Origin of the sequence: Streptomyces sp. NPDC047982 (assembly GCF_043204165.1) — a bacterium.
GTDB lineage: Bacteria > Actinomycetota > Actinomycetes > Streptomycetales > Streptomycetaceae > Streptomyces.
On sequence record NZ_JBIDBS010000023.1, the window covers coordinates 105,989 to 116,998 of the forward strand.

The 11,010-nt window shown below is 69.5% G+C and carries 15 protein-coding genes and 1 pseudogene; 7 read left to right on the forward strand and 9 right to left on the reverse strand.

What is annotated here, in order from left to right; translation table 11 throughout:
* Positions 1–30: 30 nt before the first annotated feature.
* The 3 genes from crcB (ACGF2V_RS25815) to crcB (ACGF2V_RS25825) are packed head-to-tail and all read right to left on the reverse strand — an operon-like array spanning position 31 to position 1,246.
* The gene (gene crcB, locus ACGF2V_RS25815; RefSeq protein WP_362628203.1) at positions 31–405 is read right to left on the reverse strand and encodes a fluoride efflux transporter CrcB; all 375 of its coding nucleotides are present in this window, start codon (positions 403–405) and stop codon (positions 31–33) included.
* Entirely contained in the window at positions 402–779 is a 378-nt protein-coding gene (locus ACGF2V_RS25820) for a DUF190 domain-containing protein (RefSeq protein ID WP_362628200.1), read from the reverse strand. Before ACGF2V_RS25820 ends, crcB (ACGF2V_RS25815) begins: the two co-directional genes overlap by 4 nt.
* Entirely contained in the window at positions 776–1,246 is a 471-nt protein-coding gene (gene crcB, locus ACGF2V_RS25825; RefSeq protein ID WP_362709511.1) for a fluoride efflux transporter CrcB, read from the reverse strand. The genes ACGF2V_RS25820 and crcB (ACGF2V_RS25825) overlap by 4 nt, the downstream gene beginning before the upstream one ends.
* A 284-nt stretch (positions 1,247–1,530) precedes the next feature.
* On the opposite strand from crcB (ACGF2V_RS25825), the gene ACGF2V_RS25830 reads away from it, so the two are divergent.
* Entirely contained in the window at positions 1,531–1,872 is a 342-nt protein-coding gene (locus tag ACGF2V_RS25830; RefSeq protein WP_362709492.1) for a hypothetical protein, read from the forward strand.
* Between the two features lie 102 nt (positions 1,873–1,974).
* Complete coding sequence (locus ACGF2V_RS25835; protein WP_362709494.1) at positions 1,975–2,628, forward strand: histidine phosphatase family protein; 654 nt, start codon at positions 1,975–1,977, stop codon at positions 2,626–2,628.
* Between the two features lie 2 nt (positions 2,629–2,630).
* Here the strand turns inward: ACGF2V_RS25835 and ACGF2V_RS25840 are convergent, their stop codons facing one another.
* Positions 2,631–3,131 (reverse strand): inorganic diphosphatase, encoded by a 501-nt coding sequence (locus ACGF2V_RS25840; RefSeq protein ID WP_362709497.1) that lies wholly within the window; start codon positions 3,129–3,131, stop codon positions 2,631–2,633.
* Positions 3,132–3,538: 407 nt separating this feature from the next.
* Positions 3,539–3,733, reverse strand: coding sequence for a hypothetical protein (locus tag ACGF2V_RS25845; protein ID WP_362628193.1), 195 nt, complete (start codon positions 3,731–3,733; stop codon positions 3,539–3,541).
* Between the two features lie 179 nt (positions 3,734–3,912).
* On the opposite strand from ACGF2V_RS25845, the gene ACGF2V_RS25850 reads away from it, so the two are divergent.
* Complete coding sequence (locus ACGF2V_RS25850) at positions 3,913–4,584, forward strand: hypothetical protein (protein WP_362628190.1); 672 nt, start codon at positions 3,913–3,915, stop codon at positions 4,582–4,584.
* 282 nt (positions 4,585–4,866) lie between these two features.
* On the opposite strand, the gene ACGF2V_RS25855 is transcribed toward ACGF2V_RS25850, so the two are convergent.
* Both ACGF2V_RS25855 and ACGF2V_RS25860 read right to left on the reverse strand, forming a co-directional pair.
* Positions 4,867–6,276, reverse strand: coding sequence for an FAD-dependent oxidoreductase (locus ACGF2V_RS25855; RefSeq protein WP_362628188.1), 1,410 nt, complete (start codon positions 6,274–6,276; stop codon positions 4,867–4,869).
* Positions 6,277–6,355: 79 nt separating this feature from the next.
* Positions 6,356–7,174 carry a rhomboid-like protein gene (locus ACGF2V_RS25860; RefSeq protein WP_392913181.1) on the reverse strand — a complete coding sequence of 273 codons (819 nt, stop codon included), beginning with the start codon at positions 7,172–7,174 and terminating at the stop codon, positions 6,356–6,358.
* 33 nt (positions 7,175–7,207) lie between these two features.
* Between ACGF2V_RS25860 and ACGF2V_RS25865 the strand changes: the two are divergent.
* The 3 genes and pseudogenes from ACGF2V_RS25865 to ACGF2V_RS25875 form a co-directional block, all read left to right on the forward strand.
* Positions 7,208–7,529 (forward strand): annotated as a pseudogene (locus ACGF2V_RS25865) (hydroxyurea phosphotransferase); the annotation flags it as partial.
* Between the two features lie 115 nt (positions 7,530–7,644).
* Positions 7,645–8,121 carry a GNAT family N-acetyltransferase gene (locus ACGF2V_RS25870; RefSeq protein ID WP_362628185.1) on the forward strand — a complete coding sequence of 159 codons (477 nt, stop codon included), beginning with the start codon at positions 7,645–7,647 and terminating at the stop codon, positions 8,119–8,121.
* Positions 8,122–8,191: 70 nt separating this feature from the next.
* Positions 8,192–8,869 carry a pentapeptide repeat-containing protein gene (locus ACGF2V_RS25875; protein WP_362628182.1) on the forward strand — a complete coding sequence of 226 codons (678 nt, stop codon included), beginning with the start codon at positions 8,192–8,194 and terminating at the stop codon, positions 8,867–8,869.
* Positions 8,870–9,009: 140 nt separating this feature from the next.
* Here the strand turns inward: ACGF2V_RS25875 and ACGF2V_RS25880 are convergent, their stop codons facing one another.
* Together ACGF2V_RS25880 and tnpA are read right to left on the reverse strand one after the other, a co-directional pair.
* Positions 9,010–9,507, reverse strand: a complete 498-nt coding sequence (locus ACGF2V_RS25880) for a hypothetical protein (RefSeq protein ID WP_362628179.1) — start codon at positions 9,505–9,507, stop codon at positions 9,010–9,012.
* A gap of 210 nt (positions 9,508–9,717) precedes the next feature.
* The gene (gene tnpA, locus ACGF2V_RS25885) at positions 9,718–10,134 is read right to left on the reverse strand and encodes an IS200/IS605 family transposase (RefSeq protein WP_392913186.1); all 417 of its coding nucleotides are present in this window, start codon (positions 10,132–10,134) and stop codon (positions 9,718–9,720) included.
* Positions 10,135–10,161: 27 nt separating this feature from the next.
* Here tnpA and ACGF2V_RS25890 point away from each other — a divergent pair.
* Positions 10,162–11,010, forward strand: an 849-nt coding sequence (locus tag ACGF2V_RS25890; RefSeq protein WP_392913199.1) for an RNA-guided endonuclease InsQ/TnpB family protein, incomplete at its 3' end; no start/stop codon positions are given.

Genomic DNA, 11,010 nt, shown 5'->3' on the forward strand with positions numbered 1-11,010 from the left:
CTTGCTGCTCCTCGGCTGCTCCCGGCGTGGTCAGCCCCAGAGGGCGTGGGCGAGTGTCGCGCCGGCGAACGCGGCTCCGAGGCCGACGGCCATGCTCCCGAGGACGTTGACCGCCGCGTAGAAGCGGGCCCCGTTCTCGACCAGGCGCAGCGTCTCGTAGGAGAAGGTCGAGTACGTCGTCAGCGCCCCGCACAGGCCGGTGCCGAGCAGGAGCTGTGTCTCGGAGGAGGCGGCCCCGGCGGCGGCCGCGCCGGTGACGACTCCGAGGACCAGGCATCCGGCAATGTTGACGGTGAAGGTCCCCCACGGGAAGACGCTGTCGTGCCGGGACTGGACCGCGCGGTCGGTGAGATAGCGCAGCGGGGCCCCGATCATGGCGCCCGCGACCACGAGCAGCCAGTTCACCGCTCCTCCTTGCCGTGGTGGGGCTTGTCGTGGCCCGCGTGGTCGCGGCCGGTGTAGCGGATGACCTCGCAGTCGTCGAGGACGACCAGGCCCTGGGCGACGAGTTCGTCGAGCTGCGGCAGGAAGGCCCGGATCCGTTCCTCGGTGTCGACGATCACGACGGCGACGGGCAGGTCCTCGCTCAGGGACAGCAGCCGCACCGTGTGGATCAGGGAGGAGGCCCCGAACCCCTCGATGCCCCGGAAGACGGAGGCGCCAGCCAGCCCGGCCTCGCGGGCCCGGTGGACGATCTCGCTGTAGACGGGCTTGTGGTGCCACATGTCCGTCTCGCCGACGAAGACGGTGACGCGCAGTGCGGATCCGGTGAGCCTCATGGCTGCCTCCACGTGATGACGCGGCGCGTCAGCGCCGCGGCGAGCCATACGGCGGTCAGGGCGACGACCGGGGTGAGGGCCAGATAGGCCAGGCCGGTGCGTGTCTCCCGCCCGTCCATCAGGCGCTGGATGTCGACGGCGTAGGTGGAGAAGGTGGTGAAGCCGCCGAGGACGCCGGTGCCGAAAAAGGGGCGCACCAGCCGGTGGGCCGACCAGACGTCGGTGATGACCACCATGAAGATGCCGATCACCGCGCAGCCGACGACGTTGACGGTCAGGGTCGTCCACGGGAAGGCGCCGGTTGCCGTGGGCCACAGCAGCGCGGCCCCGTACCGTGCCGTCGCCCCCACGGAGCCGCCGACCGCCACGGCGGCCACCACCGGGCCCTGCTGCGACAATCGCAGGTCCTTGCGCCGCCGGTCGGGTACGCGGAGGCCGACGTCGGGGTCGACGGGTTCGTTCAGCATCGGGGTCCGGGATTCTTCCACGCGTGTCTCCTACTCGCCGGGCACGGGAACGTACGGTGCGCGTCGCAAGTAGGGACCGTTGGCGGCGTCGTCGCCGCGGTTTCGGGTACGGCGGGCCCCACCGCCGTGCGGTGAGGAAGGGGACCGTGACTAACCGATCACCGCTGCGAACACCGCTCGGATCAGCCTACCGGGCACCGCCGCGGTTCTCCTGCCGGCCGGGCACCGCCCGTAGGGCCTGGAGCGGTGAGCGGTGAGAAGTCAGCGGTGGTTGTTCCGTCCGCATGGGCGCGGGACACTGGAACTCGCCCGGCGACGAGGCACGCCGCGACCGCGCCGGCGCGGCGCGGATGGGCTGCCGCACGAACCGGTCGACCGGCGTCGCGGGAGGTGGGCATCAGCGTCACGCATCACCGTCGAGGTCGAGTCGACCCTTTGTCGATCTGGTCGACGCCACGGACTTGCGCCGCTGGCACGCGCAATCCAGCGCGTGGGCGACGGCGCTCGGCCGCTTCTCGCCCGGAACCGCGTACCGGGTGACGGGCTGCGGCAGCCGCAGAGAGGCCGACCAGTTGGTGTCGGACGCGCGCCCCGCCTATCTCCGGCTCACCGGATGCCTTGAGTGATCGGAGTGATCGGAGTGACTGCGGTGACAGGGAAGACCGAAGCAGCTGAGGACTGGCGTGACCAGGGTGACTGGAGGGTCCAGAACAGCTGGGGCGACTGGAATGGCTGAGGTGACAGGCGTGGGCAATGCGGCGTCGGCGTCAGGCATCGGCGCCATAGACGAGGGCGCCGGCGGTCGACTGATCGTCCTGCGGCATGCCAAGTCGGCCTGGCCGGACGGTGTCGCCGACCATGAACGCCCGCTCGCGGGCCGGGGCCGTCGCGACGCCCCGGCGGCTGGACGCCGACTGTTTGACACGGGATGCGTGCCCGACCTGGTCGTCTGCTCGACCGCCAGGCGCGCCCGGGAGACCTGGCATCTGGTCGCGACGGAGATGGCCCCGGCGGAACCGGACGTGGTGTTCGAGCCGAGGGTGTACGCCGCGAGTGCGTCCGGCCTCCTGCGCGTACTACGTGACCTCGCTGTACTGCGGCGTGACGCCGTTTCGCGTGAGGTCGTCGTGGGCGGTGGCCCGGAGCGGTGCCGGACGGTGCTGCTGGTCGGGCATCAGCCCGCGGTGCAGGAACTCGTCCTGACTCTGACAGGCGGTGGCGACGAGCAGGCGCTCGAGCGGGTCCGTATCAAGTTCCCGACCTCCGCGTTCGCGGTACTGACCGTGCCGGGGACGCGGGCCGGGGGCGGCCTCGCGCCGGGTACGGCGGTGCTCACCGACTTCGCCGTTCCGCGCGGCCCCGTTCCTGACGCGCGGGGCTGATGTCACGTACGCTCCGCGCCCCCTGCACGTCGGGCACGTTCGCGTGACGCCTCGATCTCCGCGTACGCCGAGTCCCGTCCCTCCCAGTGGGACCCCTCGACGGACTTGCCGGGTTCGAGGTCCTTGTAGACGTCGAAGAAATGAGTGATCTCCAGGGTGTCGAAGCGGGGGATGTCGTCGATGTCCTGCACGGCGGCGTAGCGCGGATCATGGGCCGGTACGCACAGGACCTTCTCGTCAGGGCCTTTTTCGTCCCTCATGATGTACATGCCAACGGCCCGGCACTCGATGGCGCAGCCGGGGAACGTGGGGTCGCCGACCAGGACCAGGGCGTCGAGCGGATCGCCGTCACGGCCCAGCGTTCCTTCGATGTAGCCGTAGTCCGCCGGGTACTTCGTGGATGTGAACAGCATCCGGTCCAGGCGGATGCGGTGCAGTGTGTGGTCCATCTCGTACTTGTTGCGGGATCCGCGAGGGATCTCCACCGTCACGTCGAACTCCATGAACCCGCCTCCTGGGCCGTGTCCGCCGCACCCGTGTCCCGTAAGAGGCACGGGTGCGGCTGACATGCGCACGGTTCCTACGGCCGGGGCCTGGGCCTGGGCCTGGGCTGCGGACGCGACGAGCGCCGCCACCGGCACGCGCGTGGCGCACGACTCCCGTGCGCGCGTCTCGTACATGGTCTTCCGTGCGCGCGTCTCGTACATCGTCGGCCGCCGCCCGGTTCTCGGCAGCGTGGCGGGGCCCCGGTACGCCCGATCGGGTCAACATGGCGGGGCGGCCGGGCGCGGGCGCCCCGCCATGTTGACGGGATGAGGGATGACCGGGATGAGGAGATGACCGCATACGGCCGTCGTCGTCACCGGGCAGTCGTCGTCACCGGGCAGGGGTCATCACCGGGCAGGGCTCGTCACGGCAGATCGGGGCGGCCCAGCCAGGCCGGCTGCACGGGAACCCCGTCCTCGTACCGTTCCACGTGCTGCTCCGCGGCTGGCTCGGCACTCCGCCTCCCCGCGTTCTTCCGCGCGGGTGCCGGTGAAGGGGCGGGGGCGGGCAGCGTGTCGGCCCTCGGGCCCGGCTCCATGACCAGTCCCCAGGTCGTCATACGCCCCAGTTTCCTTTCTTCTCCATCTGCGAAGGCCAGTTCTTTCGTGTGCGAAGACCATTCCTCCGGACCAGGAACCGAGGCGAGCGCTTATGTCGTCCTTACGCGCGCGAGCCGCTGCGCGCGGTCATGACAAGTGCCGCACTGGCCCGCCACGTACCCGAAATCCTAGGAGCGGCATGAGAGTCCACGGCACCACGCGATCCCTGAGCAACGGACCGGAGGACGGCATCCCCGTACGGCGGCGCAGTCCCCGCAGGGCTTTCCTGGACTGCTCGAAGGCGGCGTTGGTCGTCGCGCTCGTCCTGGGTGCCGGTACGGCATGCAGCAAGGAGGCCCTGGACGACACGACCTCGGGCGCCGGCCGCAAGGCCGAGGACTGGAAGGTCGGCGACTGCGCCGGCCCCGACCTGAAGGAGTCGAAGGACGCCTACCAGGCGCTGGACTGCGGCGACCCGAAGGCGACGATCAAGGCCCTTGAGATCAAGGACGGCGCCATCTTCGCCGACTCGATCCAGTGTCCGGCGGGTACGGACGTGATCATCTCGGTGAAGGTCTCCTTCGGCTCGACCAAGAGCGCCGCCGGAATCCCCAGCAAGACCGTCTGCGGCCGGAATCTCTCCGGCGACCACCCCGGTGACGCCGGGGCGGGCGGTGGCCAGCTGGTGAAGGGCGACTGCGTGAACGACCAGGCCAAGGAAGTGGCCTGCGGCAGCGGGGGTAGTGGCGTGTTCAAGGTGCTCGCCCTGACGAAGACGGCGAAGGAATGTCCGTCCGGCACCGACAACCCCATCGAGCTGTTCCCGAGCCCTGGCCGACCGTACGACGCGATCTGCACCAGCAAGGCTTGAGCCCCGGGCCTCCTGTCCGGCCGACCGTCCCGTGCGTTCCCCATGCGTACCCCATGGGGAACGGCGTACGAGAGGCTGCTGACAGCGCGCTGAGGCGCGTCATGGGCATCCGCCACCTCGCGTGACGGATGCCCCTTCGTTTTCGCCGCTTGCTTGTTTTCGCCTGTTAGTCCATCCCTGTTCGTTCGTCCCCGTTCGCTCCCGGTTGCTCGCTTTCGTTGCCAGGGTCCGTCTGCTCGCATCCGTCTGCTCGCATCCGTCCGTTCGTATCCGTCCGTTCGTTCAGTGCCGCCCGGTCAGCCGGTCCGCGGCCTTCGCGATGGGGTCGGTTCCGGGGCGGGGCGAGGCGAGTTCACGGCGGTCGGCGGCGCGGTAGGCGGCGTACATGCCGTGGACGCCGAGCCAGCGGAAGGGCTCCGGTTCCCACGTGCGGACCTTGTGCCCCACCCAGGGCAGGGTGGTCAGCTCCGTGGGGCCCGACTGGCCGGAGTCCTGCTGGATCAGGTCGCGCAGGGTGCGGGCGGCGAGGTTGGTGGTGGCGACGCCCGAACCGACGTAGCCGCCCGCCCAGCCGAGGCCCGTGGAACGGTCGAGGGTGACAGTGGCGCACCAGTCGCGGGGCACGCCGAGAACGCCGGACCAGGCGTGGTCGATGCGGGCGCCCGCGGTGACGGGGAAGAGGCGCACGAGGATGTCGCGGAGCGCCTCGATGGTGGCGGGCTGGGTACGGGCTGTGTCGTTGAAGTGGGCGGCAGCCGAGCCGTAGCGGTACGGGACGCCGCGCCCGCCGAGCGCGATGCGGTCGTCGGCGGTGCGCTGGGCGTACATATAGGCGTGGGCCATGTCGCCGAGGGTTTCGCGGCCTTCCCAGCCGATGGCGTCCCAAATGGACCGGGGGAGCGGCTCGGTGACGATCATCGAGGAGTTCATGGGCAGCCAGGTGCGCCGGTGCCCCTTGAGATTCGCGGTGAAGCCCTCGGTGCACCGCAGGATGTACGGGGCGCGGACGGTGCCGTACGGGGTACGGGCGTGCTTGGGCTCGATGGCGGTGACGGGCGTCGACTCGTGGATGGTGACGCCGAGTGCCTCGACGGTCGCGGCCAGGCCCGTGACGAGCTTGACCGGGTGCAGCCGCGCGCCGTGCGGGGTCCAGCTGGAACCGACGGCTCCCGTGACGTTGACGCGCTCGGCGGTCTCGCGGGCGCCGCGCAGCACACGGTCGGTCTCCCCGAAGGCGATCTCCACGGAGTGCGAGTCCTTCAGGCGGACCAACTGGGCTGGAGTGTAAGCGACTTCGAGGACGCCGCCCCGATGGATGTCGGCGTCGATGCTCTCTTCGGCGGCGACGCGCACGACCTCGGCGACGGTGTCGTTCATCGCCTGCTGGAGCCGGACGGCGGCCTCGTGGCCGTGGAGTTTCGCGTAGCGGTCGCGCCCGGCGATGCCGTTGTAGAGCCAGCCGCCGTTGCGTCCAGAGGCACCGTAGCCGCAGAACTTGGCTTCGAGAAGGGTGATGTTGAGGAAGGGGACGGCCTTCTTGAGGTAGTAGGCGGTCCAGAGTCCGGTGTACCCGCCGCCCACGATGCAGACGTCGGCCGTGCTGTCGCCGGGGAGTGGCTCCCTCGCGAGGGGGGTGCCCCGGTCCGCGTACCAGAAGGATATGCCGCCGTTGACGGTACTGACGGTGCTCATGGTGTCCCTGCTGTCCCTGCTTCGTCCGGTGTGAAGGCTGTGGTGGTGGGGGGCTTTCCGGCTTGCGCCGGGGCGGACGTTACTGCCCTGGAGGGGATTCCGTCCCGCGCGGGCGCCGGCGCCAGCGCCTCGTCCCGGACCGTGAAAGGGGTGTCTCACCCGACCAGAACCGTGACCGGGACCTCTTTCCGGACTGTGAACGCGACCGGGCCCCTTCCCCCGACTGGGGACCGGACCTTTCCTCCGGCCGGAGCCGGGACCGGGCCAGCGGATAGCAGGCGAGGCCGATGAGCACGGCGGTGAAGTGGCCCAGGTCGGTGAAGTTGGGGCCGATGATGAGCGGGATGCCGTAGAAGAGGAGGACGGCGAAGAGGTATACGGGCCGCCAAGGCGCCGGGACACGGTAGGTGAGGACGGCGATGACCCCCGCGAGCGCGTAACTGACTCCGACATCCAGCGTGTTGGCGGTAGTCGGCGCCACATACCCCTGCCGGATGGTCCAGGCCAGCACTCCCTCGCTGACGAGGGTGGCCAGGATGTGCGCCGCGGCGGCGACGGCGAGCCAGCGCAGGGTGCCGAGCCATCGTTCGGCGCGGGCGTGGAAGACGGTGTAGAGCACCACGTACGGCGCCCATCGGCCGTTGTCGATCCAGAAGGCGCTGGCGATCAGGACGCGCACGGGGTCCCGGGAGAGTTCGTGGATGTTGGTGGAGCGCTGGCGCAGGAACTCCTCTTCGAAGGCCGGTGACATGCGATGGATGATCACGGTGGTGACGAAGAGGGCAGTCAGCCAGACGTAGGTGCCGGGCGCGCTGCGGATCCACGAGCCGACGCCGCGCAGCCACGAGCGGGCGGTGGTGCGCGGCCGGGTGGGCGGGGCGGGGCTGCTCGGGGCCATACCCGATTGACGCATGGCGCTCCGGTTGTTTGCGTGATCGACATTCCGGACGAGTTGGTCGCCACCCAGTCCAAGTACAACGCGCAGGCCGGGCGGGCCTTCATCGCCGCGTTGCCGGGGCGGGCTGCCGAGTTCCTGGAACGGTGGTGGCCCCGGCCGGACGGTGCGGCCCTCCACGGATGTGCGCGCTGGTGCTTCGGGTGATGCGTGAGGCGGACGGCCGACGGGCGGCGCTGAAGCTCCAGCCGGTGGACGGGGAGACGGCGGGGGAGCCGGTCGCGCTGCGAGTGTGGGGCGAGGCGGGCGCGCGGCCGTGGGGCTGCTCGACCACGACGCGGCGACGGGGACGATGCTGCGGAATCCCGGAAGGGTGGGCGCGGGACGGCGGGCCCCGAGGCGTCGGGCCTGATGCGTGGGGACGGGAGGGGACGGGGTGACGCCGTTCCGGCTGCCGTGTCTACGCTGCCTCCATGATTCGTACCGCTACCCCTGCCGATGTCCCTGCCATCCACGCCATGGTGCGTGAACTGGCCGAGTACGAGAAGGCCCTGCACGAGGTGAAGGCCACCGAGGAGCAGCTGCGCGAGGCGCTGTTCGGCGAGCGGCCCGCCGCGTACGCGCACATCGCCGAGTCGGACGACGACGGTGAGGTCGTCGGGTTCGCGCTGTGGTTCCTTAACTTCTCCACCTGGCGCGGGGTGCACGGCATCTACCTGGAGGACCTGTACGTACGGCCGGAGCGGCGCGGCGGCGGGCACGGGAAGGCACTCCTCACGGAGCTGGCGCGGATCTGCACTGAGCGCGGCTACGAGCGCCTGGAATGGTCGGTGCTGAACTGGAACGCCCCGTCCATCGCGTTCTACGAATCGCTGGGGGCGCGGCCGCAGGACGAGTGGACGATGTACCGGCTGACGGACGAGGCGCTGGCGAAGCTCGGAGCCCGGTAGGACCGGACCGAGGACCACCGGCTGTTCCTGGCACCGGCGACTGTCAGTGGAGTGGTCCACCATGGGGGGCATGGCTCGCAGCAGCAGGAAGAAGGACACCATCGCGGCGGCCCGGCGGCCGGAGGTACGGCTGCCGCCGCTGGTTTCCTACGACGGCAAGGGGCTGGAGCCGGACGGGGACTACGACGGTCTGCGCTTCGACGGGACGGACCTCGCGGACGGATCGGGGCCGGGCGCGCGGTTCATGGACTGCGCGCTGGACGGCTGCGTCCTGGATCGTACGGACCTGGTCAGGGCCTGTTTCATCGATTCGGTGCTGACGGGCGTACGGGGGGTCGGCACCGACCTCGCGGAGGCGTCATTGCGTGACGTGGAGGTGACGGACGCCCGGCTCGGCGGGGTGCAGCTGCACGGCGCCGCGCTGGAGCGTGTGCTGGTGCGCGGCGGGAAGATCGACTACCTGAATCTGCGCAAGGCGCGGCTGAAAGATGTGGTGTTCGAGGGCTGTGTGCTGTCCGAGCCGGACTTCGGGGAGGCGCACCTGGTGCGGGTGGAGTTCCGCGACTGCGTTCTGAAGCGTGCCGACTTCGCTTCCGTACGGATGGAATCGGTGGACCTGCGGACGGTCGCGGAACTGGACATCGCCAGGGGGGTGGAGCGGCTGTCCGGCGCGGTGATCAGCCCGGCCCAGTTGATGGAGCTGGCGCCGGCGTTCGCGGCACAGATAGGGGTGCGGGTGGAGGCGTAGCCCGCGGCCGGGGCGAGTGCCCGGCCCTGCCCGGGTGAGGCCGGACCTGGCCTGTCCGGGTCCGGTTCGGCACGGAGTGGGTCGGATCACGCGGTGGCTCACGGGGGTGGGTCGGATCACGCGGTGGGTCACGGGGGTGGTCAGATACGGGGGAAGCGGGCTTGGAGGTCCCAGATCGCGGGGTTGTCGGCGAGCCCCTCGTGCATGTCGGAGAGGTCCGCGATCAGGTCGTGCAGGAAATCGCGGGCCTCGCGGCGCAGCAGGCCGTGGTTGAAGGTGAGCGGGGGTTCGTCGCCGGGCATCCAGTCGGCCTCGATGTCCACCCAGCCGAAGCGGCGCTCGAAGAGCATACGGTCGGACGACTCGGTGAAGTCCAGCTCGGCGAACTGCCGCTGGTGCGAACGGCTGCCGCGCGGGTCCTGGTCGAGCTGCTCGACGATGTCGCACAGGGCCCACGCGAAGTCGAGCACCGGCACCCATCCCCAGGCGGTGGACAGTTCGCGGTCGGCCTCGGTGTCGGCGAGATAGACGTCCCCGCAGAACAGATCGTGCCGCAGGGTGTGGACGTCCGCCCGGCGGTAGTCGGTCTGCGGGGGATCGGGGAAGCGTCGGGAGAGGGAGTAGCCGATGTCGAGCACGGTCCGATGGTGTCATGCCCGTAGAGGCGTCAATGCCGCGGCGTAGACCCGTCAATTCCGCGGTGATGAATGCCTTCGATCGGGTAATACATGGGCGAAATAGGACTCTGGTACATGCAGGGCACATAGTTTTTTTACCGGGACTCTTGCGGAAAGCCCCGGTGTTCACGCCGGGGATGAATGCATCTCCAGACTGCTCTGACGTGCACGTTAGAGCGGACGTTTTTGCTGCTCGATGTACTGGCGGACGATCGCCAACGGTGCTCCGCCGCACGATGCGGAGAAATACGAGGGCGACCACAGGTGGCCGTGCATGATGGCGCGGTTGGTCCGGCCGGTGAACTCCTGCCGTATCCGGCGAGCGGAGACGCCCTTGAGGCTGTTGACCAGCTTCGAGACGGCGACCTTGGGCGGGTAGTGCACCAGGAGGTGGACGTGATCGCGTTCTCCGTTGAACTCCTTCAGCTCCGCTTCGAAGTCCTCGCAGACCTTGCGCATGATCTCTTCGCAGCGTGTCAGCATCTCGTCGCTGAACACTCCGCGCCGGTACTTCGTCACGAAGACCAAGTGCACATGCATCGCCGAAACAACGTGTCTCCCACGTCTGTAATCGTTCTGCTCCTCCATGAGACCAACCATAGTAGGGTCGTGGTCGTGCAGCTCCGCTACAACTTCCGGGCCTACCCGGACGCCCCGCAGCGCCGTGCGCTGGCGAAGGCGTTCGGGTGCGCCCGCGTGGTGTGGAACGACTGCCTGCGCGACCGGAAGGAAGCGCACGCGGCCGGGCTGCCGTACGTGAAGTCGGCCGAGCTGTCCCGGCTCCGCATCACGCAGGCCAAGCGCACCGAGGAACGCGCCTGGCTCGCCGAGGTGTCGGCAGTCGTCCTGCAGCAGTCCCTGCGGGACCTGGACACCGCCTACAAGAACTTCTTCGACAGCGTCAAGGGCAAGCGGAAGGGCCGCAGGGCAGGCCCTCCCCGCTACAAGTCGAAGAAGGACACCCGGCAGTCGATCCGCCTCAACACAGGCGCCTTCTCCCTCCCCGGCGACGGCACGGTGTACGTGGCCAAGGTCGGCAACCTCAAGGTCACATGGTCAAGGCGCCTTCCAGCCGCACCCACGTCCCTGACCGTCGTCAAAGACAGCTGTGGCCGGTACTTCCTCAGCTTCGTCGTGGACACCGAGCCCGACATCCTCCCGGCAGCGGAGACCGACGCCGGGATCGACCTCGGCCTGTCCGCCTTCGCGGTCCTCTCCGACGGAAGCAGGATCGACAGCCCCCGTTTCCTGCGCCGGGCGGAGAAGAAGCTCAGGCGCCTTCAGCGGGAGCTGTCCCGCAAGGCCAAGGGATCGAAGAACCGGGCCAAGGCCCGTATCAAGGTCGCACGCCAGCACGCCAGGGTGGCCGACCGGCGCCGGGACTGGCACCACAAGGTATCCACACAGATCATTCGCGACAACCAAGCGGTGTATGTGGAAGACCTCGCGGTGTCCGGCCTCGGG